The following is a 25,239-nucleotide window of genomic DNA, read 5'->3' as shown; positions in this document are numbered from 1 at the left end:
AGTCCTCTTTTTAGAATTTTCCGGAGTTTCACCATGAACAAGTCTGTCCGTTTCCTGTCCGTTGCTGCTGTCGCCGCTTTTGCCGCTTTTGGTGCCCACGCTGATGAAGCCGATGCTTCGCAGTTCGCCACCAAGTTCGAAACCAACCGCACCCGCGCTGAAGTGGCTGCCGAAGCTGCTACCGTGGCCCAGACCCGCTCSATCGARCCCGCTGGTTCGCGTGTGGTGACCTACAAGTCCACGGCTGACCGTGCTGCCGTGCGTGCCCAGGCTGCTGAAGCCCTGCGCACCGGCCAGATCTCTTCGGGCGAAATTGGCAACGCGATGTAATTGCGAAGGCCCCATGCGGACCGCATGAGGGCTTTGTGAAAAGTGCCAATGCAAAAGGCCGGGGCCCTGTGAGGGGCCCCGGCCTTTTTTTAGTCTGGCGGGCAGCCGTTTCGTGCCGGAGCAGCGCTAAAAGTCACCGACCATCCACATCAAACGGAACTCATGGCAATCCACGGCTGGAGGCCATCCACACGGCGCAGAAATAAAAAAACCCGGCATTGCCGGGTTTTTTGCCGCACAGAGGTGCTCGCAAAAGCTTACTTCTTCTGGCGGAACTTGCGCAGTGCCGCAATCTGGGCTGCCATAACAGCCAGCTCGGACTGGGCCTTGGCCAGATCGATGTCGCTCTTGGCGTTCTTGAGCGCTTCTTCGGCTGCAGACTTGGCTGCGTTGGCCTTCTCGTCGTCCAGGTCCTTGCCACGGATGGCGGTGTCGGACAGCACGGTCACGCAGTTGGGTTGCACTTCCAGAATGCCACCGGCCACGAAAACGAACTCTTCGCCACCGTCAGCCATTTCGATGCGCACCGAGCCCGGCTTGATGCGGGTGATCAGCGGGGTGTGGCGGGGGTAGATGCCCAGTTCGCCAGCTTCGCCGGGCAGAGCGACAAAACGCGCTTCACCGGAGAAGATGGACTCTTCGGCACTGACCACATCAACGTGGATGGTGTTCATCATTGCTCCTAGGAAAAGGTGGGTTGCTTGATTGCTGGGGGCCGCGCTGCCATGGGCTGCCCGGCCGACGGCTCATCAGGCCACCTTCTTGGCCTTTTCGAAGGCTTCGTCAATGGTGCCCACCATGTAGAACGCTTGCTCTGGCAGGTGATCGCATTCGCCGTTCACGATCATCTTGAAACCGCGGATGGTTTCCGACAGGGGAACGTACTTGCCTGGCGAACCAGTGAACACTTCGGCCACGTGGAAAGGCTGCGACAGGAAACGCTGGATCTTGCGAGCGCGGGCCACGGCCAGCTTGTCTTCAGGAGCCAGTTCGTCCATGCCCAGGATGGCGATGATGTCGCGCAGTTCCTTGTAGCGCTGCAGCGTACCTTGCACGGCGCGGGCCGTGGTGTAGTGGTCTTCGCCCACCACGTTCGGGTCCAGCTGGCGGCTGGTGGAGTCCAGAGGATCCACGGCGGGATAGATACCCAGCGAAGCGATGTCACGCGACAACACCACGGTGGAGTCCAAGTGAGCAAACGTCGTGGCAGGCGATGGGTCGGTCAAGTCATCCGCTGGCACATACACGGCCTGGATGGAAGTGATCGAACCGACCTTGGTGGACGTAATACGCTCTTGCAGGCGGCCCATTTCTTCGGCCAGCGTAGGCTGGTAGCCCACGGCGGAAGGCATACGGCCCAGCAGAGCGGACACTTCGGTACCGGCCAGCGTGTAGCGGTAGATGTTGTCCACGAAGAACAGCACGTCACGGCCTTCGTCACGGAAGGATTCCGCGATGGTCAGGCCGGTCAGGGCCACGCGCAGACGGTTGCCTGGGGGCTCATTCATCTGGCCGTACACCATGGCGACCTTCGAGTCTTCGAGCTTCTCGAGGTTCACCACGCCGGAATCGGCCATTTCGTGATAGAAATCGTTCCCTTCACGGGTACGCTCGCCCACACCAGCGAACACCGACAGACCACTGTGGGCCTTGGCGATGTTGTTGATGAGTTCCATCATGTTCACGGTCTTGCCCACACCGGCGCCACCGAACAGACCCACCTTGCCGCCCTTGGCGAACGGGCACACCAGGTCGATCACCTTGATGCCGGTTTCCAGCAGCTCTTGCGATGGCGACAGTTCGTCGTACGCAGGGGCCTTGCGGTGGATGGAGGCCGTCAGGTCCTGGCTGACCGGACCGCGTTCGTCGATGGGCGTGCCCAGCACGTCCATGATGCGGCCCAGCGTCGCCTTGCCCACAGGCACGGTGATGGGGTTGCCGGTGTTGGACACCATGATGCCGCGACGCAGGCCGTCGGACGAACCCAGGGCAATGGTACGCACCACGCCGTCGCCCAGCTGCTGTTGCACTTCCAGCGTCAGCGACGAGCCTTCGAGCTTCAGGGCGTCATAAATCTTGGGCATCTGGTCGCGGGGGAACTCCACGTCCACCACAGCGCCGATACATTGAACAATCTTGCCTTGCACTTGAGCCATTTTTCGCTCCAATAAAGTAGTTTGTTGAGCTGCTTACACAGCAGCGGCGCCAGCCACGATTTCCGAAAGTTCTTTCGTGATCGCTGCCTGGCGCGTCTTGTTGTAGACCAGCTTCAACTCGCCAATGACGCTGCCGGCGTTGTCGGTGGCAGCCTTCATGGCCACCATGCGCGCCGACTGCTCGGACGCCATGTTTTCCGCAACCGCCTGGTAGATCAGGGACTCGACATAACGGACCAGCAGCTCGTCGATGACGCTTTGCGCATCGGGCTCATAGATATAGTCCCAGCCGTGTTCCGTCTTCTCAGCTTGCATCTGCTCGGAGGACAGGGGGAGCAACTGCTCCACCACCGATTCCTGCTTCATGGTGTTGATGAACTTGGTGTAGCTTAGGTACACCGCGTTGATCTTGCCTTCTGCGTATGCATCGAGCAGCACCTTCACCGGGCCAATCAGCTTGTCCAGGTGGGGGGTGTCGCCCAGACCCGTCACGTGCGAAACCACCTTGGCGCCCACACGGTTCAGGAAACCCAGGCCCTTGTTGCCAATCGCCACGGCTTCGGTCGAGACGCCAGCACCTTGCAGTTCACGCAGCTTGGTCGTCACGGCACGCAACACGTTCGTGTTCATGCCGCCACACAGACCCTTGTCTGTGGTGATGACGATGACGCCAGCGGTCTTGGCATCGTTCACTTTCATGAACGGATGCACGTACTCTGGGTTGGCCTTGCCGAGGTTGGCTGCAATGTTGCGGATCTTCTCGCTGTATGGGCGGGCAGCCCGCATCCGGTCCTGCGCCTTGCGCATTTTGGATGCGGCCACCATTTCCATGGCTTTGGTGATCTTCTTGGTGTTTTCCACCGATTTGATCTTGCCGCGTATTTCCTTGCCTGCTGCCATGATGGCTCCTCGTCCGGTTTAAGCGAACGACTTCTTGAACGCGGCGATCGCTGCGGTCAATTCGGCTTCTGCGTCCTTGTCCATGGCCTTGGCCTGCTCCAGCTTGGCCAGCAAAGCGGCGTGGCTGGTCTTCAGGAACTGGTGCAGGCCGTGTTCGAAGTCGAGCACCTTCTTGACGTCGATGTCGTCCATGAAGCCCTTGTTCACAGCGAACAGCGTGGAAGCCATCAGCGAGATGGGCAGCGGGCTGTACTGTGCCTGCTTGAGCAGTTCGGTCACGCGGGCACCGCGGTCCAGCTGCTTGCGGGTGGCTTCGTCCAGATCGGAGGCAAACTGCGCAAACGCAGCCAGTTCACGGTACTGGGCCAAGTCGGTACGGATACCACCGGACAGGTTCTTCACCAGCTTGGTCTGGGCTGCACCGCCGACGCGCGACACCGAGATACCGGCGTTGATAGCGGGGCGGATACCGGCGTTGAACAGGCTGGTTTCCAGGAAGATCTGACCGTCGGTGATCGAAATCACGTTGGTAGGCACGAAAGCGGACACGTCGCCAGCTTGCGTCTCAATGATGGGCAGTGCTGTCAACGATCCGGTCTTGCCCTTGACTTCACCCTTGGTGAAGGCTTCGACGTAGTCGGCGTTCACGCGGGCTGCGCGTTCGAGCAGGCGGCTGTGGAGATAGAACACGTCGCCAGGATAGGCTTCACGGCCTGGCGGGCGGCGGAGCAGCAGGGACACTTGGCGGTAGGCAACGGCTTGCTTGGACAGATCGTCATACACGATCAGCGCGTCTTCACCGCGGTCGCGGAAGTACTCGCCCATCGTGCAGCCCGAGTAGGCCGACACGTACTGCATGGCGGCCGATTCGGAAGCCGATGCGGCCACCACAATCGTGTACTCCATGGCGCCGGCTTGTTCCAGAGCGCGCACCACGTTCTTGATCGAAGAAGCCTTCTGACCAATAGCGACGTAGATACAGGTAACGCCCTGACCCTTCTGGGCAATGATGGCGTCGATGGCGACGGCCGTCTTGCCGGTCTGGCGGTCACCAATGATCAGCTCGCGCTGGCCACGGCCCACGGGCACCATCGAGTCGATGGACTTCAGGCCGGTCTGCAGAGGCTGGTCCACCGATTTACGGGCGATCACACCAGGAGCGACCTTTTCGATCACGTCGGTGAGCTTGGCGTTGATGGGACCCTTGCCGTCGATCGGCTGGCCCAGGGCATTCACCACGCGGCCGATCAGTTCGGGGCCGACGGGCACTTCCAGAATACGGCCCGTGCACTTCACGGTGTCGCCTTCGGAGATATGCTCGTACTCGCCCAGAATCACGGCGCCGACGGAGTCGCGCTCAAGGTTCAGCGCCAGACCGTAGGAGGGCTGGCCGTCCTTGGTCGCGGGAAACTCGAGCATTTCGCCCTGCATCACGTCCGACAGGCCATGAACGCGCACGATACCGTCGGACACGGACACCACGGTACCCTGGTTGCGGATATCGCTGCTGGCGGCCAGACCTTCGATGCGGCTCTTGATGAGTTCAGAAATTTCTGCGGGATTGAGTTGCATGACTCTTTCCTTCTTTCTTTGGTTCGCTGTCCTCTCCGCGCATTACGCGATGAGGGCCGCTTTCATTTGTTCAAGACGGGCCTTGACCGAAGTGTCCAGCACCTCGTCACCCACCACTACGCGAATACCACCGATCAGGGACTCATCCAGCTTCACAGCGAGGTTGAGCTTGCGGCCGAAGCGCTTTTCCAGCGCTGCGCTGACCTCAGACAGTGCAGCACTGTCCATCGGAAATGCGCTGTACACCACGGCATCCGAAGATCCGTTGCGACGATTCACGAGGGCACGAAACTGCGCAGCCACTTCCGGGAGCGCATCAATGCGTCCGTTGTCGATGACTGTGCGCAGGAAATTTTTGGCCATATCCGGCAGGGCCGAGCGAGCGACCCCGGTGAATACAGCGAACACCTGGTCTGCCGTCACCTTGGGGTTGTCCGCCAACTGACGCAGCTGGGGGTTGGCGGCAATCGCCGCCAGTTCGTCCATCCAGGCAGCGGTGCTGCCCAGATCGACGCCCGCGCCCGCAGTGGCAGCCTTGAACAAGGCATCGGCGTAAGGGCGGGCAATGGTGGCGAGTTCAGCCATGTGTGTCCCCTTACAGCTCGGTCTTCAGGCGGTTGAGCAGATCGGCATGGACGCCAGCATTGACTTCCTTGCGGAGAATCTGCTCAGCACCCTTGACGGCCAACGCTGCCACCTGCTCACGCAGGGCTTCGCGGGCTTGGACCGTCTGCTGCTCGGCTTCAGCGCGGGCAGCAGCAACAATCTTGTTGCCTTCCTCTGTGGCGCGGGCCTTGGCTTCTTCGATGATGGCCTGGGCACGACGGTCGGCGTCCGCAAGACGCGAGGCCGTCTCGTTGCGCGCCTGTGACAGTTCCTTCTCGACGCGCTGGTTGGCAGCGGTCAGTTCGGATTTGGCACGGTCGGCAGCTGCGAGGCCATCGGCGATTTTCTGGGCTCGCTCATCCAGCGCCTTCGCGATCGGGGGCCACACGAATTTCATCGTGAACCACACGAGGATCAGGAAGACGATGGCCTGAACGAACAGGGTCGCATTGATACTCACGGCAACACCTTTCTAAAGTGGCGTTGAACGGGAATTACTTGGGCAGGTTGGCCAAGAGCGTGGAAACGAAGGGGTTGGCGAAAGCGAACAGCAGAGCGATAGCCACGCCGATCAGGAACGCAGCGTCGATCAGACCAGCCAAGATGAACATCTTGGTTTGCAGTTCGTTGATCAGTTCAGGCTGACGTGCCGACGATTCGAGGAACTTGCCACCCATCAGGGCGATGCCGATGGAAGCGCCGATAGCGCCCAGACCAACGATCAGACCACAAGCCAGAGCGACGAGACCGAGAATGTTTTCCATGATGACTCCTGAGTTAAAAAGAAAAGTTAAGGAAAGAAAAAACGAAAGGGAAACTTAGTGCGCGTTGTGCGCCTGACCGAGGTAGATCAGCGCCAGCATCATGAAAATGAACGCTTGCAGCGAGATCACCAAAATGTGGAACAGCGTCCAGATGGTGCCAGCGATGACGTGGCCCACAGGCAGCAGCACACCCGACAGCGACAGGGCCGCAGCACCACCCATGAGGGCGATGAGCATGAACACCAGCTCGCCAGCGTACATGTTGCCAAACAACCGCATGCCGTGAGACACGGTGTTGGCGACATATTCAATGATCTGCATGAGCAGATTCACCACGCCCAGGATCAGGGCGAAGATAGGATTCTTGCTGGTGCCAAAAGGAGCCGACACCAGTTCGTGTGCCCAGCCGCCAGCACCCTTGATCTTGACGCTGTACCAGAAGCGCAGGATCAGGATGGCAAAGGCGAGGCCCAGCGTGGTAGACAGGTCAGCCGTGGGCACGACACGCAGATAGGCGTGGTGAGGATCGTGGCCGGCGGCGCCATAGATCTGCGCCCAGATGGCGGGCAGCAGGTCCACAGGCAGCATGTCCATGAAGTTCATCAAGAAGATCCAGACGAACACTGTCAGACCCAGGGGCGCAATGAACTTGCGGCTTTCAGCGTTGTGAATGTTCGCCTTGGCCTGGTTGTCCACCATCTCGACCAGCATCTCGACCGCTGCCTGGAAGCGTCCAGGCACACCAGAGGTTGCCTTACGGGCAGCTGACCACAGAATCAAAAGGGTGAGAGCCCCCAGAACCAAACCGACGATGATCGAGTCATAGTTGATGACAGTGAAATCAACGATCTTGGTCTGGTTGACGTTTTGAAGATGCTGCAGGTGGTGAACGATGTATTCACTTGCAGTCGGAGCGTGCGCTTCTGCGGCCATCGGACAACTCTTCTCTCTATCAATCGGTTTTTCGGACACCAGGCCGCACCAACAGTGCCACCCAGTACGTTTTCATTGCGACCACCATGCCAATCAGCAAGGCAATCCAGCTCAAGCCCGGCACCAGCCGAGGTGCCGCCGCCAGCAGCGCCACCGTCAACATGATCTTGGCGATTTCCCACCCAAAGAACCCCACCATGGCAGCCCGCGGATTGGATGACGCCTTGTGGCGCAACACACCGCGGGCAAACAGTGCAGCCGGAGCCACCACTGCCAGGGCACCGTAGGCTGCAGACCAACCCACCACCGCCCTGCCCGTCAGAACCCAGGCCACCAGGGCCACCAGCATTCCGACCAGCGCCTGACCTGCCACCACCTTCCACACCGAGAGGGGCGGATGGCGACTGCGCCACTGCTGCGCCTCTTGGGCCGTCAGGGGCTTGAAGTCAGATTCTTCAGCCTCAGTTTCAGTCTCTGGCGGGATTGTTTTCATTGATGAATGACGCCCGCGTTACAGACCGCAACTTTTACAAAGCCTCTAATTATAAGTAAAAACCCATGGCACCAGACAAAAACCCGCAAACGTGCCCGTGGGCTTCGTGTGCGCCTGCTCTGTTGTGGTGATGCGCCAACGGCTTTTGCGCTCCAAAAACCTCGCGCAATGCACCGATCTGGCGCACGCCAAACACACAATTCAGACACCTTCATCAGCCCGTGGCGCACAATGACAGTGCATGCCTAGCTATTGAAACTGCAGCATCCCTACCACCGCGATCCACCATGACATCCTCCAATCCGCCGCCCGCCAACGGCCTCGATACGCAGGCAACAGATCCACGCAAAGACTCGCTGATCGAATACCCCTCCAAGTTCCCGATCAAGGTCATGGGCGCCAAGGTGGATGGGTTCGTGCACGCGGTGACCGAACTGGCCCGCCAGTTTGACCCCACCTTCGACGCCGCCACCATTGAACTGCGTGACAGCCGCGCAGGCAATTACCTCGGAGTAACCATCACCATCACGGCGACCAGCCGCGAGCAGCTGGACGACCTGTACCGTGCGCTGTCATCGCATCCGCTGGTGAAAGTGGTGCTGTAGCCGCCCCCCCCTGCAAGTTGCGCCATGACGATTGACATCCGCCTGCTGGGCCGTGTGGACTACGCCAGCACTGTGCAGGCCATGCAGGACTACACGACCACACGTACGCCCTCTGACCCGGATACGCTTTGGATTTGTGAGCACCCGCCGCTTTACACCCAAGGCATTGCAGGCAAAAGCGATCATGTGCTTGACCCAGGCGAGATCCCCGTCATCGCCACCAACCGGGGTGGGCAGGTCACCTTCCACGGACCGGGCCAGGTGGTCGCGTACCCGCTGATCGACCTGCAACGCGCAGGCTATTTCGTCAAGGAATACGTTTATCGCGTCGAAGAGTCCGTGATCCGTGCGCTGGCGCACTTCGGCGTCACGGGCCACCGGGTTGCCGGCGCACCCGGCATTTATGTGCGCCTGGATGATCCGCGCAGCCACGCCATGCTGCCCCAACGCCCCCAAAAACGAACGGGCTCGGAGGCGCCCACGCCCGACTTCGAAGGCCTGGGCAAGATCGCGGCGCTCGGCATCAAGGTCAGCCGCCACTGCACCTACCACGGCGTGGCGCTGAACGTGAACATGGACCTGGAGCCCTACGGCCGCATCAACCCTTGCGGTTACGCAGGATTGAAAACGGTGGACCTTTCTACAATCGGGGTCCACACCACCTGGGAAGAAGCCGCGCAGGTGCTGGGCCAGCAGCTCAGCATCCGGTTGGCGCCCTGAACTCTGCCTACAGCCATGAGCACCCCTGAAGTCGTCCGCGAAGCGCAATCCACCGAAGCCTACAACCCGCTGGCCAAGCAAAAGGCTGCGGCCAAGCTGTCGCGCATTCCGATCAAGGTGGAGCAGGGCGAAGTGCTCAAGAAGCCCGAGTGGATCCGCGTGAAGGCGGGCAGCCCCACCACGCGTTTCTACGAAATCAAGGAAATCCTGCGCGAGCACAAGCTGCACACGGTGTGCGAAGAAGCGTCTTGCCCCAACATCGGTGAATGCTTTGGCAAAGGCACGGCCACCTTCATGATCATGGGTGACAAGTGCACGCGCCGTTGCCCGTTCTGCGACGTGGGCCATGGCCGCCCCGACCCGCTCGACAAAGATGAGCCACTGAACCTGGCCAAGACCATTGCCGCACTCAAGCTCAAATACGTGGTGATTACCAGCGTGGACCGCGACGACCTGCGCGACGGCGGCAGCGGCCACTTTGTGGAATGCATCCAGAACATCCGCGAGCTGTCGCCCCAGACCCAAATCGAGATCCTGGTGCCCGACTTCCGCGGCCGTGATGACCGCGCGCTCGAAATCCTGAAAGCCGCGCCGCCCGACGTGATGAACCACAACCTGGAAACCGCGCCCCGCCTGTACAAGGAAGCGCGCCCCGGTTCGGACTACCAGTTCAGCCTGAACCTGCTCAAGAAGTTCAAGGCCTTGCACCCCAACGTGCCCACCAAGAGCGGCATCATGGTCGGCCTGGGCGAGACGGACGAAGAGATCCTGCAGGTCATGCGTGACATGCGCGCGCACAACATCGACATGCTGACCATCGGCCAGTACCTGGCACCCAGCAACAGCCATCTGCCCGTGCGCCGCTACGTGCACCCCGACACCTTCAAGATGTTCGAGGAAGAGGCGTACAAGATGGGCTTCAGCCATGCGGCAGTTGGCGCCATGGTGCGCTCCAGCTACCACGCGGACCAACAGGCGCACGCCGCTGGCGTGTAAGCCCTGTCCACCCGGCCCGGTTCGCAGGTCACCCATGGGCCCGAATGGTCTGCTCTCCCTGCGCCGCTACGGCGCATCACCGGGCAGCCACAGCCATGACCATTTCCAGATTCTGCTGGGACTCTCCGGAGCGCTGGACCTGGAGGTGGCGGGCCGTGGCGTGCGCGTGGCACCCGGCGGCGGCTGCGTGATTGCCCCGGGAGATCGGCACGACTTTGAATCGTCCCGTGGCAGCCTGTGCCTGGTGCTCGACAGCGCACACCCCGACTGGGCGCGCTGTACCGGCCAACGCCGCTCGACCAAACCACCCGCCGACGCACTGCCACTGGCGCACTATCTGGCGAGCGCACTGCAACAAGACCGCCCGCTGGCACAAACCCACGGCCCTGCGCTCTTGCTGGAGGCGTGGCTCGACAGCACCCATTCCGACCTTTCCATGCCCGGCCCCACGCGCGGCCGCACCATCAACTGGCCCGCCCTGCAGCAATGGGCGGCGCAGCAATGGCACCGTGAACTGACCGTGGCCGACCTGGCGGCGCAGGTGCATCTGAGCCCCAGCCAGTTTTCTGCCCGCTGCCGGGACGACCAGGGCATGGGTGCCATGGCCTGGCTGCGCGGCTTGCGCCTGGCGCAGGCCCGGGTGCTGCGCAGCACGGGCATGGCGGTGGCCGAGGTGGCGCTGCGCACGGGCTACCGCTCGCCCTCGGCTTTGACTGCCGCATTGCGCCGAGCTGAGCAGCACACATAACGGCCGGCGACGGCGGGCAACCAGCCCAAAACCTTGGCGCGCGACGACTCACCCGTGTTGCGCGACGACTCACTACAGCGGGCGCGCGTAAGCTCGGCGCCATGCAAGCCAACCTCTATGCCCTGGGCGCCATTGCACTGTGGGCTTCTCTCGCCTCGTTGGGGGTGTCCCTCACCCACATTCCGCCCTTCCTGCTCACGGGCATTGCACTCATCATTGGCAGCGTGCCCGCATGGCCCTTTGTGCTGCGTGATCCGTCGCAATGGCGCATTCCGCTGCGCACGCTGGCCTTGGGCGTGTACGGCCTGTTTGCGTACCACTTCCTGCTGTTCATCGCGCTGCGCCATGCCCCGCCGGTGGAGGCCAACCTCGTCAACTACCTGTGGCCGCTGTTCATCGTGGTGCTCTCGCCGGTGGTGCTGCCCGGTGTGGCGCTGCGCCTGCCGCATGTGCTGGCGGCGCTGCTGGGTTTTGGCGGTGCGGCCATTGCCATTGCCGGCGGGCGCGAGTTGAGCGGCACGCTGGCCTGGGGCTACCTGCCCGCGCTGGCAGCGGCTTTCATCTGGGCCACGTATTCGCTCATGACCAAGCGCGTGGCAGCGTTCCCGACCACGGCCATTGGCCTGTTCGGGCTGGTGTCCGGCGTGCTGTCGCTGCTGTGCCATGTGGCGCTGGAGCCGCCGGTGGCACTGCAGCCGCGCGACTGGGGGCTGCTCGCGGTGCTGGGCCTGGGGCCGCTGGGGGCGTCGTTTTTTATGTGGGACAAGGCGCTCAAGCTGGGGGACGCACGGCACATCGGCATCCTGAGCTACATCACGCCACTGGCGTCCACCGCGCTGCTGATCCTGGTGAGCGGTCGCGCATTCACCTGGAGCACTGCGCTGGCCACGGCCATGATCATCAGCGCGGCCGTGATGGGGATGCGGGCACGCTGACGCAGTAATTTCAGCGAAATTGGCTGGGAGCGTTAGAAAAATATGCTCGGACAGCTATCAATTTTGAAGTAACTGCCCCCCTCAGGCGGTCAGGTCCTCCGCCCGTCAAGCGGTCAGCAGCACAGCAGGTTCATCGCCCGCCAGCACCTGCTGCGCCCAGGGTGCGAGCTTGCGCGTGTCAGCGCGCAGCACCTCCTGCTTCACAGCCAGGATCTGCGCGGGGTGCATGGAGAAGCTGCGCAGCCCCAGGCCCAACAGCAGCCGCGTCATGGTCACATCGCCCGCCGTTTCGCCGCACACACACACGCTCTTGCCCTGGCGCTCCCCCTCAGCAATCACATCGCCCACCAGGCGCAGCACGGCAGGGTGCAGCGGGTCGTACAGGTGGGCCACGGCCTCGTCGGCGCGGTCGATGGCCAGGGTGTACTGGATCAGGTCGTTGGTGCCGATCGAGAGAAAGTCGAAGTACTTGAGGAAGGTGCGCACCATGAGTGCCGCGGCGGGCACCTCGATCATGGCGCCCAGCTGCACCGGACCGTAGGGCTCGCCACGTGCATCCAGCTCACCCCGGGCGAGGTCCACCTGGGCGAGCGTCTGCTGGATTTCGTGCGTGTGCGCCAGCATGGGGAACAGCAGGTTGACCTTGCCATGGGCCGCCGCACGCAGCACAGCGCGCAGCTGGGTGCGGAACATGGCCGGGTCGGCCAGGCTCCAGCGGATGGCGCGCAGGCCCAGGGCCGGGTTCAGGTAGCTGTCCTTGTGGGCCTTGTTGTCCAGAGGCTTGTCCGCGCCCACGTCGATGGTGCGGATGGTGACGGGCAGCCCCTGCATGCCGTCAATGGCCTCGCAGTAGGCGCGGTACTGCTCGTCCTCGCCGGGCAGGTTGCCGCTTTTGCCCATGAACAGAAATTCGCTGCGGAACAGGCCCACGCCCACGGCGCCTGCGCGCACGGCGGCGGCGGCGTCGCCGGGCTGCTCGATGTTGGCCAGCAGCTCGATCTTGTGGCCGTCGATGGTGATGGCAGGCGTGTGGCGCAGGCGCGCCAGGCGTTCGCGCTCCAGTTCGACCTGGCGCTGGCGAAATCCGTATTCGGCCAGGATGATGGGCGAGGGATCGACAATGACCACGCCCGCATCGCCGTCGATGATGACCCAGTCGTCCTGGCGCACCAGCTGGCTGGCGGCACGCGCGCCCACCACGGCGGGGATGTCCATGCTGCGCGCGACGATGGCCGTGTGGCTGGTCTTGCCGCCCACGTCCGTCACAAAGCCCGCGAACACGCTTTGCTTGAACTGCAGCATGTCGGCGGGCGAGAGGTCGTGCGCCACCAGCACCAGGGGCACATCCACCGTGTCGTCCAGCAGCAAATCTTGCTGTGTCTTGCGACGCGGGCTGCTGGCCGGTGGTGCCACCGGGCTGGCCACGCCTTTCATGTAGCGCAGGATGCGTTCAACCACCTGCTCCAGGTCCGCCTTGCGCTCGCGCAGGTACTCGTCCTCCATCTCGTCGAACTGGCGCGCAATCACCTCAAGCTGGGTGGTGAGCGCCCACTCGGCGTTGTACAGGCGCTCGGTGATCCAGTGTTTCACGCCGCCCGTGAGTGCTTCGTCCTGCAGCAGCATCAGGTGCACGTCCAGCAACGCGGTCAGCTCGTGCGGCGCGTCGGCGGGCATGTCGGTCTGCAGGCGCTGCAGCTCCTCGACCACGGCGTTGCGGCCCTGGCGTACCCGCTCGATCTCGCCCTCGACCTGGGAGGGCTCGACAAAGTAGTGCGCCACATCCACCCGGCTGGACGCCACCAGCACGGCCCGGCCAATGGCAATGCCGCGTGCAACTGCGAGGCCGTGGACGGAGAAGGTCATGGTGGTGTGATCAAAGGTTCGACGGGGTCAGGACACGGGCGAGGTGGGCAGGCTTATTCACCTTCGCCAAATTTGTCGGCAATGAGTGCCAGCAGGGCGTCCATGGCCTCCTGTTCGCGGTCGCCGTTGGTTTCCAGCTCCACTTCAGAGCCCAGCCCAGCAGCCAGCATCATCACGCCCATGATGCTCTTGGCGTTGATGCGGCGCTCCCCCTTGCTCATGAAAACGTCACACGGAAAGCTGCCGGCCAGCTTGGTGAGCTTGGCCGATGCGCGGGCGTGCAGGCCCAATTTATTGCTGATGGTCGTACGGGTCTTGATCATGTCGGTTACGGCGGTTCTGGTTCTGCGGCGCGGAAATGGCCACCTGCATCACCCCTTGGGTACCACCCACCACGGCGCGGGTCACCACGGAATCGAGCGGCTCGGCCCGGTAGCTCACGGCGCGCAGCAGCATGGGCAGATTGACACCCGTCACCAGGCGCGAGCGCACGCCGTCTACCAGGCGCTGCGCCACGTTGCAGGGCGTGGCGCCGAACACATCGGTCAGCACCAGGGTGGTGTCGGTGCCCAGCTGGTCCAGCATGATGCGTGCCTGGGCCAGCGACTCTTCGGGGGGCTGGTTGGGCTGCACGTCGAGCGCAGCCACGCTGCTGCCGCAGTCGGCAAACACGTGCAGCGCACATTCGCGCAGCGCATGGGCCAGTGGGGCGTGGGCAATGATGAGGATGCTGGTGGGGCTCATGGTCACGACTTACGCCACGCAGGTATCAACGAAGGGCAGGTCATGAAGAGGCCGCCGGTGGTTGCATCGATGGTTGCGCAAGTGTTCATGGTGTGGGGGTTGTCAGCACATTATGGCGCCGCCCCCGAAGCAGGAACCATGCGTAGGCGCTGGCGTTGCATGCCAGGTACACCGCCATGGCCGCCTGGAACGCCGGCACGGTGGCCAGCCCCGCGGCTGCAAAGGCGTCCACCGCCAGCCCGATGCCCCACTGCACCACAAACACGCCCACAAAAATCACGAGGTTGTAGGCCGACAGCGCCCGCCCTGCCAGCGCCTGCGGAAACGCCATGGCCACGGCGGGCTGCGACAGCGACACGAAGGTGCACGACACGCAGAACAACGCCCAGGCGCCGCCCCCGGCCTGGGGCCCCGCCAGGATGATGCCCAGCAGCACCACCGAGCACAGCGGAAGGCCCATGGCCATCAGCCGGTCGGCACCAAACCCCTTGCGCAGCAGCCAGGGGTTGACCATGCCCCAGGTCCAGAAGGTGCACAACATGGACACGTTGATCCAGAACAGGCCCGTCGCCGACTCCAGGGCGGTGTAGCCCGCCACGCGCTGCATCCACGGCCCGGCCCACAACGTCTGCATGGCCACCATGCCGCCGTAGCAGAAGAACCCCAGCGGCGCGAGGCGCTGGAAATAAGGGTGCCGCCACACCACGCCATAGCCCTGGGGCACGGCCTCTGCGGCGCCGGAATCGGCCTTCGCCTGCCCCGCCAAACCCCAGCCTGGCACCCACAGGGCAATCACCGCCATCGACAACGCGATCAATACCGCCAGCCCCCAGAACAGCGGGCGCCAGCCCACCAGCGGCAACGCCCATTGCACGGGCAGCGTGGATGCCACCATGCCCAGCGAGCCCGTCATCAACATCCACGAGTTCGCCCGCATCTGCGCCACCGGCTCCAGCCACCGGCGGTAGCCAGTGAGCGGCGCCATCAGGCAGGCGCTGACGCCCGCGCCGCACAGCACCCGACCGGCGAGCAGCCCCGAAAACCCCGTGGCCGCCGAAAACACCAGGCTGCCCACCACGGCCACGCCCAGGAAGCCCAGTGCGACCTTCTTGGGGCCATGCCGGTCCAGCCAGGTCCCCAACGGCAGCTGCGTTGCCGAGAAGCCCAGAAAGTACCCTCCCGCCAGCAGCCCCAGGTCCCGCGCCTGCAGCGAGAACTCCTGGGCCAGCGTGGGCGCCAGGGTGGCCGTGACAGCACGCACCAGCGCCGATAAAAAGTAGGCAAAAGCAAACGCCAGAAAGACGATGACGGCCGCCCGCCGTGGCAAAACGCCGCCGCTGCTCATCGTCATGGCAGCGCCAGGCCAGCGAAGAACTGGTCGGCCACCTCCGGCCGAGGCTTGGCGGTGTAGACGACGGCGTGGTACAGCCGCACCTGCGGCCCTGCCGCGCGTGCAAACCACACGGCCTGCGCGACCACCGCACTGCCATCGGGACGCTGCCCCTGAGCCACGGTACGCACCGACTGCGGCAGGGGCAAGGTGCCGCGCGGCGCGTAGGGTACGTCTTTGGCGCCCGCTTCGGCCCCTGCCCCCAGGCGCGCCAGCATGGCAGCCCGCCAATGGGTGAGCGCTGCGCCCACCTGGGCAGGGTCGGCCAACGCGGCATGGGACACAGCAAAGGTGGCGCCATCGGCATCACAGCCCACCATGGACAGTTCCACCGGTGCACCTGCCAGCTCCACGGTGCGAGTGGCCTGGTCGGGCTTGCACGGCAGGGTGATGGTCAGGTCCGCTTCGGGCAGCGGCACGGTGCGCCAATTCAGTGCGGGGCTGCAGCCCGCAATCAGCAGGGCAGCGGCCCCGGTCAATGTCCATTTCATCGGGGCATTATCGGCAGAGTCCCCGATGTCGGCCCTGCCCTGCGTTCTGCGGCGAACTTTTGCGGGAAAGTGGAGTCCAGCCTTGGTGTGGCGGGCGCCGCTCGCGCGGCGAGCGGGCCGCTCCGGCACAATGCAGGGTGGGGCACAGGCCCCGTGTTTCTTTTGGGATGGGTGGTGAAGTCATGGCGATCAAGCATTGGGCAGCAGGTGTGGCGGTGGCAGCGTTTGCCGCTGTGGGCGCCTATGTGTACCTGGACACAGGCCGCGCCGAAGCGCCTGCATCGACCTTCGTGCTGCTGGACGGCTCCAGCAAATCCACCGCCGACCTGAAAGGCAAGGTCACCCTGGTCAACTTCTGGGCCACGAGCTGCACCACCTGCGTGGCCGAAATGCCCGAGATCATCGCGACTTACAACAAATACAACAGCAAGGGTTTTGACACCCTGGCCGTGGCCATGAGCTACGACCCGCCCAGCTACGTGGTGAACTTTGCCGAGACACGCAAGCTGCCCTTCCAGGTGGCCATCGACAACACCGGCAACGTGGCCAAGGCCTGGGGCGATGTGCGCCTGACGCCCTCCACCTTCATCGTGAACAAGCGGGGCGAGATCGTGAAGACCTATGTGGGCGCCCCCAATTTCCCGGAGCTGCACCAGTTGATCGAGAAGCTGCTGGCAGAAACCTGAGCAGCGGGGCGGACACAACGCTCCCGCATGCACCCCAGCCCGTTCGGGGCATCAAAAAGGCCAATTTCGAAAGAAATTGGCCTTTTGCGCTAGTGGATCATGCCTTGATTGCTATGCAAAACATAGCAACATGATCCTCCAGTGATCGCGTCACTTCGCGCGGAAGTTGTCGTGGCAGGCCTTGCAAGTGCCTGCAGTGGCACCAAAGGCGGTTTTCAGGTTGTCCAGGTTGCCTGTCTTGGCCGCAGCGGCGAGTTTCACGGTCTCGGCTTCCAGCTTCTCGGCATGGTCCTTGAACTTGGCTTGCTCGGTCCAGATTTCTGGCAGTGCCTTGGTGGGCGCGCCCTTGTCGGTGCCGGGACCAAAGCCTGCCCATGGCAGCTTGGCCATCTGGGCCACGATGTCGGCATTCTCCTGCGCCACCTTGGCATCGAACGGCGCGCGGCCGTTGGCCATGGCGCCGAGGCGGCCGAAGTGCTGGCCCATCACAAACAGCGCACTCTGGCGGTATTTGATGGCATCTTCGGCTTTGGCAAATTGGGCGGAGGCGGGGGCGGACAGGGTCAGAGCCGCAGCCGCCAGGGTCAACGCAGCAAATGCTTTCATCGGAACTTCCTTTTTCGTGGGTGGAACAGAATGGTGCCTTCCAAGCCTGCGCAGTATGCCGGTTTGGGCGCGTTTGTGCTGTGGCTGGGAGGTTACAGGTCCGGCCGCCCTGCCGCACAATGCCGCATGCTTCCTCATCCATCCCTCACTTCGGCGCACCGCCTTTGACCACCATGACGCAGCACACCGTACGCATCTGGGACCTTCCAACCCGCATTTTTCATTGGGCCCTGGCGGTCTGCATCGTGGCGCTGGTCATCACCGCCAATGTGGGAGGCAATGCCATGGTCTGGCATTTCCGCCTGGGCTACACGGTGCTGGCGCTGCTGGTGTTCCGGCTGGTCTGGGGATTGGTGGGCGGCCGCTGGTCGCGCTTTTCGGCGTTCCTGTACTCGCCAGCGCGGCTGCTACGGTACCTGCGTGGCACGCCACATCCGGAGGACGGCATCGGACACAGCCCGCTGGGTGCGTTGTCTGTGTTCGTGCTGCTGGCCGTGCTGGCAGCCCAGGTGGGCACGGGTTTGCTGAGCGACGACGAGATCGCCTTTGCCGGACCGTTGACCCAATATGTCTCGAACGCCGTCGTGGGGCTGGCCACGAACTACCACAAGGACATCGGGCAGTTCCTGGTGCTGGGGCTGGTGGCGCTGCACGTGCTGGCCATCGTCTTTTATGTGCGCGTGCGCAAGCAGCAGCTCATTCGTCCCATGCTGGACGGCGACAAGACGCTGCCCGAGGCGGCGGCACCTTCGCGGGATGATGCCCTGCACCGTATCGTCGCCTTGGTGGTGCTGGCACTGAGCGCTGGCGTGGCCTGGTGGGTGTCGTCCCTGGCGGCACCGGCGTTCTGAACGAAGTCGCTACACTGGCGGCTCCTTCGTTTGCACGCCTTGCGCTTTGGACAAGCCCTCCATCTCCCTGAGAACCCCCTCTTCGCCCGCCGAGTGGGATGCGGTCAGAGACATTTTTCGCGAGTACGCCAGCACGCTGGGCGTTGATTTGTGCTTTCAGGACTTCAAGTCCGAACTGGCGCAGCTGCCGGGCGACTACGCCGAACCCCGTGGCGCCCTGCTGGTCGCCGAAGTGGAAGGCGCCTTGGCAGGCTGTTGTGCCCTGCGCCCGCTGGACAACGCCGACTACCCCAACGCCAGCGAAATGAAGCGGCTGTATGTGCGCAAGGCGTTTCGCGGCTTTGGCCTGGGTCGCGAGCTGGCCGAAGCCATGTTGGACCGGGCGCGGCAAGCAGGTTACGCGTGTGTTTTGCTCGACACCCTGGACGATATGGAGTCGGCCCGCGCGCTGTACACCGACCTGGGCTTCGAAGAAATCCCGCCCTACTACCACAACCCCGTACCCGGGGCACATTACCTCAAGGTCGATATTTTTTGACCATTTGGGGCGCAAGCGCATGGTACACATGCGCTTGCAGCTATTGATTCAATAGCAATCAGCGGGGTCTCACGCCGCCTTGGCCTGGGCCAGCAGGGTGTCAGCGTCGCTCACTTCAAACTTGCCCGGTGCTTCGACGTTGAGCGTGACCACCTTGCCATCGCGCACGAGCATCGAATAGCGGTTGCTGCGCAGGCCCATGCCCTTGGAGGTCAGGTCCAGGGTGAGGCCCGTGGCTTGCGCGAAGGCGGCGCTGCCGTCGCCCAGCATGCGCACCTTGCCGTCGGTCTTCTGGTCGCGCGCCCAGGCGCCCATCACGAACGCGTCGTTCACGCTCACGCACCAGATTTCATCCACGCCGGCCGCCTTGAACTCGGCGGCCTTCTCCACATAGCCAGGAACATGCTTGGCCGAGCAGGTAGGTGTAAAGGCACCGGGCAATGCAAACAGGGCAATCGTCTTGCCCGCCGTCGCCTTGTCCACCGCCACGGGATTCGGGCCGATGCTGCAGCCTTCGCCCTCGACTTCGGAATATTCCATCAGCGTGGCTGCGGGCAGGGTGTCACCGACTTTGATCATTGTTTTCTCCTAGGGATGTTGGGATGGGGTGTTGGAACCCGAGAACGCAGTGCCATGCAAAGCTCCTCCTGGGCACGGTGTGAACCGTTCGCATCAAAAAGGATGCCCACAAAGCAAAACGACCCACATTGTGGGTCGTTTTGAAGGGCCTTGCTGCCCAGGGGCTTGCGCCCCCGGAGCGGGCATGGACAGCTGCTTACAGCAGGCCGGCCTTTTGCACCAAGCGGGTCGCCACCCAGTTCTTGGTCTTGGAGAGCGGACGGCTCTCGGTGATTTCGATCACGTCGCCCAGCTTGTACTCGCCATTTTCATCATGGGCGTGGTACTTGCTCGACTTCGCAACGATCTTGCCGTAGAGCTCGTGCTTCACACGGCGCTCGACCAGCACGGTCACAGTCTTTTGACGCTTGTCGCTGACCACCTTGCCAATCAAGGTGCGCTTGAGGGATTTTTTAGGTTCCGTCATATGGGCTCCTTACTTGGCGGCTTGCTTTTCAGCAAGAATGGTCTTGGCACGTGCGATATCACGGCGGGTGGTGCGCAGCGTGTTGGTGTTACCCAGTTGCTGCGTAGCCTTTTGCATGCGCAGGCCGAAATGGGCCTTTTGCAGTGCCTTGATTTCGGCTTCGATGCCGGCAACGTCTTTTTGGCGCAATTCAGTAGCTTTGGTCATTTTCATGGTCTCCTGAATTACGCGCCAAGGTGACGGCTGACGAACGTGGTGCGCAGCGGCAGCTTGGCAGCAGCCAGGCGGAAGGCTTCGCGGGCCAGTTCTTCGGGCACGCCGACGATCTCGAACACGATCTTGCCGGGCTGGATTTCGGCCACGTAGTACTCGGGGTTACCCTTACCGTTACCCATACGCACTTCTGCGGGCTTTGTAGAGATTGGCTTGTCCGGGAACACGCGGATCCAGATACGGCCGCCACGCTTGACGTGACGGGAAATCGCACGGCGTGCAGCTTCGATCTGGCGGGCCGTCAGACGGCCACGATCGGTACACTTCAGACCGAAATCACCGAACGCAACGGAGGCACCCCGTGTTGCGACGCCAGTGTTACGGCCCTTTTGCTCCTTGCGGTATTTACGGCGAGCAGGTTGCAGCATCTTTATTCTCCTTTACCGTCCGCTGCTGTAGCGGGCGCGGCGACTTTGCGTACGCGCTTAACGGCGGTGTTATCAGCGCCACCAGCTTCCGCTGGCTTGTCGCTGCCGTCGGCCGGAGCGGCGTTGCCACCGACAGGACGACGTGGGCCACGGCCTGCGCCTGGACGGTCGCCACCTGGGCGGCCATCACGGCGTGGGCCGCGTGGGCGGCGCTCTTCGTCTGGACGAGGCGTTTCCACGGCGGGCAGGTCATTGCGGCCCAGCGTGTCACCCTTGTAGACCCAGACCTTGACGCCGATCACACCGTAGGTGGTCTTGGCTTCAGAGGTACCGTAGTCGATGTCCGCACGCAGCGTGTGAAGTGGCACGCGGCCTTCACGGTACCACTCGCAGCGAGCGATTTCGATACCGTTCAGACGACCGGACGACATGATCTTGATGCCCTGGGCACCCAGACGCATGGCGTTCTGCATGGCGCGCTTCATGGCGCGGCGGAACATGATGCGCTTTTCGAGCTGTTGCGTGATGCTGTCGGCGATCAGCTTGGCATCGATTTCAGGCTTGCGCACTTCTTCGATGTTCACTGCGACGGGCACGCCCAGACGCGACGCGAGTTCCTTCTTCAGGTTCTCGATGTCTTCGCCCTTCTTGCCGATCACCACACCAGGACGTGCCGAGTAAATGGTGATACGGGCGTTCTTGGCAGGACGCTCGATCAGGATGCGCGACACAGCCGCGTTCTTGAGCTTGGCCTTCAGGTACTCGCGCACCTTGATGTCTTCGGCCAGCATGCCCGCGAAATCGCGGTTGCTGGCGTACCAACGGCTGGACCAGTTGCGGCTGACCGCAAGGCGGAAGCCGGTAGGATGGATTTTCTGTCCCATAGTCTTCCCGAGCCTTTAGTTGCCAACCGTCACGTACACATGGCACGTGGGCTTGCTGATGCGGTTGCCGCGGCCTTTGGCGCGCGCGGTGAAGCGCTTGAGCGTGGTGCCTTGTTCGACGTAGATGGTCTTGACCTTCAGTTCGTCGATGTCAGCGCCATCGTTGTGTTCGGCGTTGGCGATGGCCGACTCCAGAACCTTCTTGACGATTCCCGCAGCTTTTTTCTGCGTGAAGTTCAGGATGTTCAGAGCCTGGTCCACTTTCTTGCCGCGGATCAGGTCGGCGACCAGACGGCCCTTGTCGACCGACAGACGGACGCCCCGGAGGACTGCACGTGTTTCAGACATGGTCGTTCCTTACTTCTTCGCTTTTTTGTCAGCGGGGTGACCCTTGAAGGTGCGCGTCAGGGCGAATTCGCCCAGCTTGTGGCCCACCATCTGGTCGGTGACATAGACCGGCACGTGTTGCTTGCCGTTGTGCACGGCGATGGTCAGACCGATGAACTCGGGCAGAACCATGGAGCGACGCGACCAGGTCTTGACTGGTTTCTTGTCCTTGGTGGCGACGGCCTTTTCGACCTTGGCCAGCAAGTGATGGTCAACAAATGGACCCTTTTTGAGAGAGCGAGTCATCTGTTACCCCTTACTTCTTGCGACGCGACACGATCATGATCTGTGTGCGCTTGTTGTTACGGGTGCGATAACCCTTGGTCAGATTGCCCCAAGGATCGACTGCATGGCGGCCTTCGCCGGTGCGGCCTTCGCCACCACCGTGAGGGTGATCCACAGGGTTCATGGCCACGCCGCGAACCGTAGGACGAATACCCATCCAGCGCTTCACACCGGCCTTGCCCAGTTGGCGCAGGCTGTGCTCTTCGTTGGCCACTTCACCAATGGTGGCGCGGCATTCGATGTGGATCTTGCGCACTTCGCCGGAGCGCATACGCACTTGAGCGTAAACGCCTTCGCGGGCCAGCAGCGTTGCCGAAGCACCTGCCGAACGGGCGATCTGAGCACCGGCACCGGGCTTGAGCTCGATGCAGTGGATGGTCGAACCCACGGGGATGTTGCGGATAGGCAGCGTGTTGCCAGCGCGGATCGGTGCTTCCGAACCGGACAGCAGGGTTGCGCCCACTTCCAGGTTGCGGGGAGCGATGATGTAGCGACGTTCGCCGTCGGCATAGCACACCAGAGCGATGTGGGCCGTACGGTTGGGGTCGTACTCAATGCGCTCAACCTTGGCCGGAATGCCGTCCTTGTTGCGCTTGAAGTCCACCACACGGTAGTGGTGCTTGTGACCACCGCCCTTGTGACGGGTGGTGATGTGACCGTTGTTGTTACGACCGGCCTTCTGGAATTGTGGCTCCAGCAGGGGGGCGTACGCTTCACCCTTGTACAGGTGGTCACGCGTGACCTTCACCACGGCACGTTGGCCGGGCGAGGTAGGTTTCATCTTAACGACAGCCATGATTACGCGGCCTCCCCGGAGAGGTTCAGCTCTTGACCTGGCTGCAGCGTGACGTATGCCTTGCGAACGTTGTCGCGGCGGCCCACGGTCTTGCCGAAACGCTTGGTCTTGCCTTTGGTGTTCACCACAGAAACGCCCTTGACTTCCACCTTGAACATCAATTCCACAGCGGCCTTGATTTCGGGCTTGGTAGCGTTCTGCAGCACCTTGAACGTCACTGCATTGGACTTCTCGGCAACCATGGTGGCCTTTTCGGACACGATGGGAGCGACCAGCACTTGCATCAGACGACCTTCGTCAAACTTGAGTGTGCTCATGCGAACATCTCCTTGAGTTTGTCGATTGCACCCTTGGTGACGAGCACTTTCTTGAAACGCACCAGCGACACGGGATCGGCGTAACGGGGCTCAACGACGAGCACGTTCACCAGATTGCGCGAGGCCAGGTACAGGTTTTCGTCCACTTCGTCGGCAATCACCATCACCGATTGCAGGTTCATCGCCTTGAACTTGTCAGCCAGGACCTTGGTCTTGGGGGAATCAAGCTTCAGCGAATCGACCACAGCCAGACGGCCTTCGCGGGCCAGCTGCGACAAGATGGCAGACATACCGGCGCGGTACATCTTCTTGTTGATCTTCTGCGTGAAATTTTCGTCAGGCATGTTCGGGAAAATCCGACCACCCCCACGCCACAGAGGCGAGGAAGTCATACCTGCACGTGCGTTACCCGTACCCTTTTGCTTGAAAGGCTTCTTGGTCGAGTGACGGACTTGCTCGCGGTCCTTCTGGGCGCGAGTGCCTTGGCGGGCGTTGGCCTGATAGGCCACCACGATCTGGTGCACCAGATCTTCGTTGTATTCACGACCGAACACGGTTTCAGGAACATCCAGCTTGGATGCGCCTTGGCCTTGGTCATTCAGGAGTTCGAGCTGCATTAGTTCGCTCCTTTGGAGGCTTTGGCCTTGATCGCTGGACGCACCGTCACGAACCCACCCTTGGAGCCCGGAATAGCGCCCTTGATCAAGAGCAGTTGACGCGCTTCATCGATGCGGATGACATCGAGGTTTTGCGTGGTCTTGGTGACATCGCCGAGGTGGCCCGTCATGCGCTTGCCGGGGAACACGCGACCTGGGTCTTGTGCCATACCGATCGAGCCAGGCACGTTGTGCGAACGGCTGTTACCGTGCGACGCGCGCTGCGAGCTCATGTTGTGACGCTTGATGGTACCGGCGTAGCCCTTACCGATAGAAGTGCCTTGCACGTCGACCTTTTGGCCCACGGCAAACACATCGGTGGCAGGAACCGTAGCACCCGCGGCGTACTTGCCAGCGGTTTCTGCGGTCACGCGGAATTCCTGGATGATTTCACCGGCTTCCACACCTGCCTTGGCAAGGTGGCCGGCTTCTGGCTTGGTCACGCGCGATGCTTTGCGCGAACCGAACGTGACCTGCAGGGCCACGTAGCCATCGTTCTCTTGGGTTTTGACCTGGGTAACGCGGTTGTTGGACACATCCACCACCGTGACAGGCACTGCGTCCCCATCATCGGTGAACAGACGCATCATGCCCACTTTGCGACCCAGCAACCCGAGGGAGTTGCTCAGACTCATTGGTTTTCTCCAAAACTCTCACCGCCGCAACTTCAATTGGCTACGGCGTTTCCGCAAACTCTCGCTTGCGTGCATGAAAGAAGGTTAATAAAACTCCGCTGACGCACACCATTTAACAGGCGAAAATCGAGCGAAGCCCTAAAGTATAACGCGAACTGCTTTTTCAAGCAAGTTCGCGTTATTTCAGTCACTGCAAGACGGGCGAACCCGTCCCACAGCAACTACTGCTACATCACTGCAGCTTGATTTCGACGTCCACGCCAGCTGGCAGGTCGAGCTTCATCAGGGCGTCCACGGTCTTGTCCGTAGGGTCCACGATGTCCATCAGACGCTGGTGCGTGCGGATTTCGAGCTGGTCGCGGCTGGTCTTGTTGACGTGCGGCGAGCGCAGGATGTCGAAACGCTTCATGCGCGTCGGCAGGGGCACGGGCCCCTTGACGATGGCGCCGGTGCGCTTGGCGGTGTCAACGATCTCGGCAGCGGACTGGTCGATCAGCTTGTAGTCAAACGCCTTCAGGCGGATGCGGATTTTTTGCTTGGACATGGCAAGTTCCTTTTCTGCTTATGAATTAAGCAATGATCTTGGCCACGACGCCAGCGCCCACGGTACGGCCGCCTTCGCGGATAGCGAAGCGCAGACCTTCTTCCATGGCGATGGGGTTGATC

At 62.2% G+C, this 25,239-nt stretch carries 36 protein-coding genes and 1 pseudogene; 9 read left to right on the top strand and 28 right to left on the bottom strand.

What is annotated here, in order from left to right; translation table 11 throughout:
* Window positions 1-33 precede the first annotated feature (33 nt).
* Window positions 34-330 carry a hypothetical protein gene (locus ASD75_RS06535; protein WP_056062211.1) on the top strand — a complete coding sequence of 99 codons (297 nt, stop codon included), beginning with the start codon at window positions 34-36 and terminating at the stop codon, window positions 328-330.
* Window positions 331-587: 257 nt separating this feature from the next.
* On the opposite strand, the gene ASD75_RS06530 is transcribed toward ASD75_RS06535, so the two are convergent.
* The 9 genes from ASD75_RS06530 to ASD75_RS06490 all read right to left on the bottom strand — a co-directional run bounded on the left by ASD75_RS06530 (window position 588) and on the right by ASD75_RS06490 (window position 7,754).
* Window positions 588-1,004, bottom strand: coding sequence for a F0F1 ATP synthase subunit epsilon (locus ASD75_RS06530; protein ID WP_015012216.1), 417 nt, complete (start codon window positions 1,002-1,004; stop codon window positions 588-590).
* A 75-nt stretch (window positions 1,005-1,079) separates the two neighbouring features.
* Window positions 1,080-2,486 (bottom strand): F0F1 ATP synthase subunit beta, encoded by a 1,407-nt coding sequence (atpD, locus tag ASD75_RS06525; protein ID WP_056058846.1) that lies wholly within the window; start codon window positions 2,484-2,486, stop codon window positions 1,080-1,082.
* A 33-nt stretch (window positions 2,487-2,519) separates the two neighbouring features.
* On the bottom strand, window positions 2,520-3,386 hold the full coding sequence (atpG, locus tag ASD75_RS06520) for a F0F1 ATP synthase subunit gamma (RefSeq protein WP_056058853.1): 867 nt from the start codon (window positions 3,384-3,386) through the stop codon (window positions 2,520-2,522).
* A gap of 18 nt (window positions 3,387-3,404) precedes the next feature.
* A complete protein-coding gene (gene atpA, locus ASD75_RS06515) occupies window positions 3,405-4,958 on the bottom strand; it encodes a F0F1 ATP synthase subunit alpha (RefSeq protein ID WP_056058856.1) in 1,554 nt (517 codons plus the stop codon).
* Between the two features lie 42 nt (window positions 4,959-5,000).
* Complete coding sequence (locus ASD75_RS06510) at window positions 5,001-5,543, bottom strand: F0F1 ATP synthase subunit delta (protein WP_056058859.1); 543 nt, start codon at window positions 5,541-5,543, stop codon at window positions 5,001-5,003.
* Window positions 5,544-5,553: 10 nt separating this feature from the next.
* Window positions 5,554-6,024 carry a F0F1 ATP synthase subunit B gene (locus ASD75_RS06505; RefSeq protein WP_056058864.1) on the bottom strand — a complete coding sequence of 157 codons (471 nt, stop codon included), beginning with the start codon at window positions 6,022-6,024 and terminating at the stop codon, window positions 5,554-5,556.
* Window positions 6,025-6,058: 34 nt separating this feature from the next.
* Entirely contained in the window at window positions 6,059-6,328 is a 270-nt protein-coding gene (gene atpE, locus ASD75_RS06500) for a F0F1 ATP synthase subunit C (RefSeq protein ID WP_015012210.1), read from the bottom strand.
* 54 nt (window positions 6,329-6,382) lie between these two features.
* Entirely contained in the window at window positions 6,383-7,261 is an 879-nt protein-coding gene (gene atpB / locus ASD75_RS06495) for a F0F1 ATP synthase subunit A (protein ID WP_010467223.1), read from the bottom strand.
* 19 nt (window positions 7,262-7,280) lie between these two features.
* Window positions 7,281-7,754, bottom strand: coding sequence for an ATP synthase subunit I (locus ASD75_RS06490; RefSeq protein WP_056058866.1), 474 nt, complete (start codon window positions 7,752-7,754; stop codon window positions 7,281-7,283).
* Between the two features lie 287 nt (window positions 7,755-8,041).
* Between ASD75_RS06490 and ASD75_RS06485 the strand changes: the two genes are divergently transcribed.
* The 5 genes from ASD75_RS06485 (at window position 8,042) to ASD75_RS06465 (ending at window position 11,758) form a co-directional block, all read left to right on the top strand.
* Window positions 8,042-8,359: a YbeD family protein gene (locus ASD75_RS06485; protein WP_056058869.1), complete on the top strand. Its 318-nt coding sequence runs from the start codon at window positions 8,042-8,044 to the stop codon at window positions 8,357-8,359.
* A 24-nt stretch (window positions 8,360-8,383) separates the two neighbouring features.
* Entirely contained in the window at window positions 8,384-9,079 is a 696-nt protein-coding gene (gene lipB, locus ASD75_RS06480) for a lipoyl(octanoyl) transferase LipB (RefSeq protein WP_056744138.1), read from the top strand.
* Window positions 9,080-9,094: 15 nt separating this feature from the next.
* Window positions 9,095-10,075, top strand: coding sequence for a lipoyl synthase (gene lipA / locus ASD75_RS06475; protein ID WP_056058875.1), 981 nt, complete (start codon window positions 9,095-9,097; stop codon window positions 10,073-10,075).
* 34 nt (window positions 10,076-10,109) lie between these two features.
* Window positions 10,110-10,823 (top strand): AraC family transcriptional regulator, encoded by a 714-nt coding sequence (locus ASD75_RS06470; RefSeq protein WP_056744137.1) that lies wholly within the window; start codon window positions 10,110-10,112, stop codon window positions 10,821-10,823.
* Window positions 10,824-10,924: 101 nt separating this feature from the next.
* On the top strand, window positions 10,925-11,758 hold the full coding sequence (locus tag ASD75_RS06465; protein ID WP_056744135.1) for a DMT family transporter: 834 nt from the start codon (window positions 10,925-10,927) through the stop codon (window positions 11,756-11,758).
* 105 nt (window positions 11,759-11,863) lie between these two features.
* Here ASD75_RS06465 and ptsP read toward each other — a convergent pair whose 3' ends face one another.
* The 5 genes from ptsP to ASD75_RS06440 all read right to left on the bottom strand — a co-directional run bounded on the left by ptsP (window position 11,864) and on the right by ASD75_RS06440 (window position 16,246).
* Entirely contained in the window at window positions 11,864-13,621 is a 1,758-nt protein-coding gene (gene ptsP / locus ASD75_RS06460; RefSeq protein ID WP_056058884.1) for a phosphoenolpyruvate--protein phosphotransferase, read from the bottom strand.
* A 53-nt stretch (window positions 13,622-13,674) separates the two neighbouring features.
* Window positions 13,675-13,944 (bottom strand): HPr family phosphocarrier protein, encoded by a 270-nt coding sequence (locus ASD75_RS06455; protein WP_056058887.1) that lies wholly within the window; start codon window positions 13,942-13,944, stop codon window positions 13,675-13,677.
* Window positions 13,913-14,365, bottom strand: a complete 453-nt coding sequence (locus tag ASD75_RS06450; RefSeq protein WP_056058890.1) for a PTS sugar transporter subunit IIA — start codon at window positions 14,363-14,365, stop codon at window positions 13,913-13,915. The genes ASD75_RS06455 and ASD75_RS06450 overlap by 32 nt, the downstream gene beginning before the upstream one ends.
* Window positions 14,366-14,450: 85 nt before the next feature.
* Window positions 14,451-15,710 (bottom strand): MFS transporter, encoded by a 1,260-nt coding sequence (locus ASD75_RS06445; protein ID WP_056744133.1) that lies wholly within the window; start codon window positions 15,708-15,710, stop codon window positions 14,451-14,453.
* A gap of 2 nt (window positions 15,711-15,712) precedes the next feature.
* A complete protein-coding gene (locus ASD75_RS06440) occupies window positions 15,713-16,246 on the bottom strand; it encodes a hypothetical protein (protein ID WP_056744131.1) in 534 nt (177 codons plus the stop codon).
* A gap of 182 nt (window positions 16,247-16,428) precedes the next feature.
* Between ASD75_RS06440 and ASD75_RS06435 the strand changes: the two genes are divergently transcribed.
* Complete coding sequence (locus ASD75_RS06435) at window positions 16,429-16,932, top strand: TlpA disulfide reductase family protein (protein WP_056058916.1); 504 nt, start codon at window positions 16,429-16,431, stop codon at window positions 16,930-16,932.
* Between the two features lie 150 nt (window positions 16,933-17,082).
* On the opposite strand, the gene ASD75_RS06430 is transcribed toward ASD75_RS06435, so the two are convergent.
* On the bottom strand, window positions 17,083-17,538 hold the full coding sequence (locus ASD75_RS06430; RefSeq protein WP_056058898.1) for a cytochrome c: 456 nt from the start codon (window positions 17,536-17,538) through the stop codon (window positions 17,083-17,085).
* 173 nt (window positions 17,539-17,711) lie between these two features.
* Between ASD75_RS06430 and ASD75_RS06425 the strand changes: the two genes are divergently transcribed.
* A complete protein-coding gene (locus ASD75_RS06425) occupies window positions 17,712-18,389 on the top strand; it encodes a cytochrome b/b6 domain-containing protein (protein WP_056744128.1) in 678 nt (225 codons plus the stop codon).
* Window positions 18,390-18,435: 46 nt separating this feature from the next.
* Window positions 18,436-18,927, top strand: a complete 492-nt coding sequence (locus ASD75_RS06420) for a GNAT family N-acetyltransferase (protein ID WP_056744126.1) — start codon at window positions 18,436-18,438, stop codon at window positions 18,925-18,927.
* Between the two features lie 69 nt (window positions 18,928-18,996).
* Here ASD75_RS06420 and ASD75_RS06415 read toward each other — a convergent pair whose 3' ends face one another.
* The 13 genes and pseudogenes from ASD75_RS06415 to ASD75_RS23195 form a co-directional block, all read right to left on the bottom strand.
* A complete protein-coding gene (locus ASD75_RS06415; RefSeq protein ID WP_015012193.1) occupies window positions 18,997-19,506 on the bottom strand; it encodes a peroxiredoxin in 510 nt (169 codons plus the stop codon).
* A 196-nt stretch (window positions 19,507-19,702) separates the two neighbouring features.
* Window positions 19,703-19,972, bottom strand: a complete 270-nt coding sequence (gene rpsQ, locus ASD75_RS06410) for a 30S ribosomal protein S17 (RefSeq protein WP_056058906.1) — start codon at window positions 19,970-19,972, stop codon at window positions 19,703-19,705.
* 9 nt (window positions 19,973-19,981) lie between these two features.
* Window positions 19,982-20,179 carry a 50S ribosomal protein L29 gene (gene rpmC / locus ASD75_RS06405; RefSeq protein ID WP_015012191.1) on the bottom strand — a complete coding sequence of 66 codons (198 nt, stop codon included), beginning with the start codon at window positions 20,177-20,179 and terminating at the stop codon, window positions 19,982-19,984.
* Window positions 20,180-20,196: 17 nt separating this feature from the next.
* Window positions 20,197-20,613 (bottom strand): 50S ribosomal protein L16, encoded by a 417-nt coding sequence (gene rplP / locus ASD75_RS06400; protein WP_015012190.1) that lies wholly within the window; start codon window positions 20,611-20,613, stop codon window positions 20,197-20,199.
* Between the two features lie 2 nt (window positions 20,614-20,615).
* The gene (rpsC, locus tag ASD75_RS06395) at window positions 20,616-21,497 is read right to left on the bottom strand and encodes a 30S ribosomal protein S3 (RefSeq protein ID WP_056058910.1); all 882 of its coding nucleotides are present in this window, start codon (window positions 21,495-21,497) and stop codon (window positions 20,616-20,618) included.
* Between the two features lie 15 nt (window positions 21,498-21,512).
* On the bottom strand, window positions 21,513-21,845 hold the full coding sequence (rplV, locus tag ASD75_RS06390; protein ID WP_007847806.1) for a 50S ribosomal protein L22: 333 nt from the start codon (window positions 21,843-21,845) through the stop codon (window positions 21,513-21,515).
* A 9-nt stretch (window positions 21,846-21,854) separates the two neighbouring features.
* The gene (rpsS, locus tag ASD75_RS06385; protein WP_010467177.1) at window positions 21,855-22,130 is read right to left on the bottom strand and encodes a 30S ribosomal protein S19; all 276 of its coding nucleotides are present in this window, start codon (window positions 22,128-22,130) and stop codon (window positions 21,855-21,857) included.
* Window positions 22,131-22,140: 10 nt separating this feature from the next.
* Complete coding sequence (gene rplB, locus ASD75_RS06380; protein WP_008906426.1) at window positions 22,141-22,965, bottom strand: 50S ribosomal protein L2; 825 nt, start codon at window positions 22,963-22,965, stop codon at window positions 22,141-22,143.
* 2 nt (window positions 22,966-22,967) lie between these two features.
* Window positions 22,968-23,282 (bottom strand): 50S ribosomal protein L23, encoded by a 315-nt coding sequence (rplW, locus tag ASD75_RS06375; RefSeq protein ID WP_007847815.1) that lies wholly within the window; start codon window positions 23,280-23,282, stop codon window positions 22,968-22,970.
* On the bottom strand, window positions 23,279-23,899 hold the full coding sequence (gene rplD / locus ASD75_RS06370) for a 50S ribosomal protein L4 (RefSeq protein ID WP_008906425.1): 621 nt from the start codon (window positions 23,897-23,899) through the stop codon (window positions 23,279-23,281). Before rplD ends, rplW begins: the two co-directional genes overlap by 4 nt.
* Window positions 23,899-24,573 (bottom strand): 50S ribosomal protein L3, encoded by a 675-nt coding sequence (gene rplC / locus ASD75_RS06365; protein ID WP_056058913.1) that lies wholly within the window; start codon window positions 24,571-24,573, stop codon window positions 23,899-23,901. The genes rplD and rplC overlap by 1 nt, the downstream gene beginning before the upstream one ends.
* 232 nt (window positions 24,574-24,805) lie before the next feature.
* Entirely contained in the window at window positions 24,806-25,117 is a 312-nt protein-coding gene (gene rpsJ / locus ASD75_RS06360) for a 30S ribosomal protein S10 (protein WP_005796953.1), read from the bottom strand.
* 25 nt (window positions 25,118-25,142) lie between these two features.
* Window positions 25,143-25,239 (bottom strand): annotated as a pseudogene (locus ASD75_RS23195) (elongation factor Tu); the annotation flags it as partial.

It is taken from the genome of Acidovorax sp. Root568 (genome assembly GCF_001427445.1).
GTDB lineage: Bacteria > Pseudomonadota > Gammaproteobacteria > Burkholderiales > Burkholderiaceae_C > Acidovorax > Acidovorax delafieldii.
The sequence above is the reverse complement of the archived record's forward strand: the minus strand, read 5'-3'. Positions and strand labels throughout refer to the sequence as shown.

Coding starts and splice junctions, on each gene's coding strand:
- ASD75_RS06530 (WP_015012216.1), bottom strand. CDS start 1,004: ATGAACACCATCCACGTTGATGTGGTCAGTGCCGAAGAGTCCATCTTC.
- atpD (WP_056058846.1), bottom strand. CDS start 2,486: ATGGCTCAAGTGCAAGGCAAGATTGTTCAATGTATCGGCGCTGTGGTG.
- atpG (WP_056058853.1), bottom strand. CDS start 3,386: ATGGCAGCAGGCAAGGAAATACGCGGCAAGATCAAATCGGTGGAAAAC.
- atpA (WP_056058856.1), bottom strand. CDS start 4,958: ATGCAACTCAATCCCGCAGAAATTTCTGAACTCATCAAGAGCCGCATC.
- ASD75_RS06510 (WP_056058859.1), bottom strand. CDS start 5,543: ATGGCTGAACTCGCCACCATTGCCCGCCCTTACGCCGATGCCTTGTTC.
- atpE (WP_015012210.1), bottom strand. CDS start 6,328: ATGGAAAACATTCTCGGTCTCGTCGCTCTGGCTTGTGGTCTGATCGTT.
- atpB (WP_010467223.1), bottom strand. CDS start 7,261: ATGGCCGCAGAAGCGCACGCTCCGACTGCAAGTGAATACATCGTTCAC.
- ASD75_RS06490 (WP_056058866.1), bottom strand. CDS start 7,754: ATGAAAACAATCCCGCCAGAGACTGAAACTGAGGCTGAAGAATCTGAC.
- ASD75_RS06485 (WP_056058869.1), top strand. CDS start 8,042: ATGACATCCTCCAATCCGCCGCCCGCCAACGGCCTCGATACGCAGGCA.
- lipB (WP_056744138.1), top strand. CDS start 8,384: ATGACGATTGACATCCGCCTGCTGGGCCGTGTGGACTACGCCAGCACT.
- lipA (WP_056058875.1), top strand. CDS start 9,095: ATGAGCACCCCTGAAGTCGTCCGCGAAGCGCAATCCACCGAAGCCTAC.
- ASD75_RS06470 (WP_056744137.1), top strand. CDS start 10,110: ATGGGCCCGAATGGTCTGCTCTCCCTGCGCCGCTACGGCGCATCACCG.
- ASD75_RS06465 (WP_056744135.1), top strand. CDS start 10,925: ATGCAAGCCAACCTCTATGCCCTGGGCGCCATTGCACTGTGGGCTTCT.
- ptsP (WP_056058884.1), bottom strand. CDS start 13,621: ATGACCTTCTCCGTCCACGGCCTCGCAGTTGCACGCGGCATTGCCATT.
- ASD75_RS06455 (WP_056058887.1), bottom strand. CDS start 13,944: ATGATCAAGACCCGTACGACCATCAGCAATAAATTGGGCCTGCACGCC.
- ASD75_RS06450 (WP_056058890.1), bottom strand. CDS start 14,365: ATGAGCCCCACCAGCATCCTCATCATTGCCCACGCCCCACTGGCCCAT.
- ASD75_RS06445 (WP_056744133.1), bottom strand. CDS start 15,710: ATGAGCAGCGGCGGCGTTTTGCCACGGCGGGCGGCCGTCATCGTCTTT.
- ASD75_RS06440 (WP_056744131.1), bottom strand. CDS start 16,246: ATGAAATGGACATTGACCGGGGCCGCTGCCCTGCTGATTGCGGGCTGC.
- ASD75_RS06435 (WP_056058916.1), top strand. CDS start 16,429: ATGGCGATCAAGCATTGGGCAGCAGGTGTGGCGGTGGCAGCGTTTGCC.
- ASD75_RS06430 (WP_056058898.1), bottom strand. CDS start 17,538: ATGAAAGCATTTGCTGCGTTGACCCTGGCGGCTGCGGCTCTGACCCTG.
- ASD75_RS06425 (WP_056744128.1), top strand. CDS start 17,712: ATGACGCAGCACACCGTACGCATCTGGGACCTTCCAACCCGCATTTTT.
- ASD75_RS06415 (WP_015012193.1), bottom strand. CDS start 19,506: ATGATCAAAGTCGGTGACACCCTGCCCGCAGCCACGCTGATGGAATAT.
- rpsQ (WP_056058906.1), bottom strand. CDS start 19,972: ATGACGGAACCTAAAAAATCCCTCAAGCGCACCTTGATTGGCAAGGTG.
- rpmC (WP_015012191.1), bottom strand. CDS start 20,179: ATGACCAAAGCTACTGAATTGCGCCAAAAAGACGTTGCCGGCATCGAA.
- rplP (WP_015012190.1), bottom strand. CDS start 20,613: ATGCTGCAACCTGCTCGCCGTAAATACCGCAAGGAGCAAAAGGGCCGT.
- rpsC (WP_056058910.1), bottom strand. CDS start 21,497: ATGGGACAGAAAATCCATCCTACCGGCTTCCGCCTTGCGGTCAGCCGC.
- rplV (WP_007847806.1), bottom strand. CDS start 21,845: ATGTCTGAAACACGTGCAGTCCTCCGGGGCGTCCGTCTGTCGGTCGAC.
- rpsS (WP_010467177.1), bottom strand. CDS start 22,130: ATGACTCGCTCTCTCAAAAAGGGTCCATTTGTTGACCATCACTTGCTG.
- rplB (WP_008906426.1), bottom strand. CDS start 22,965: ATGGCTGTCGTTAAGATGAAACCTACCTCGCCCGGCCAACGTGCCGTG.
- rplW (WP_007847815.1), bottom strand. CDS start 23,282: ATGAGCACACTCAAGTTTGACGAAGGTCGTCTGATGCAAGTGCTGGTC.
- rplD (WP_008906425.1), bottom strand. CDS start 23,899: ATGCAGCTCGAACTCCTGAATGACCAAGGCCAAGGCGCATCCAAGCTG.
- rplC (WP_056058913.1), bottom strand. CDS start 24,573: ATGAGTCTGAGCAACTCCCTCGGGTTGCTGGGTCGCAAAGTGGGCATG.
- rpsJ (WP_005796953.1), bottom strand. CDS start 25,117: ATGTCCAAGCAAAAAATCCGCATCCGCCTGAAGGCGTTTGACTACAAG.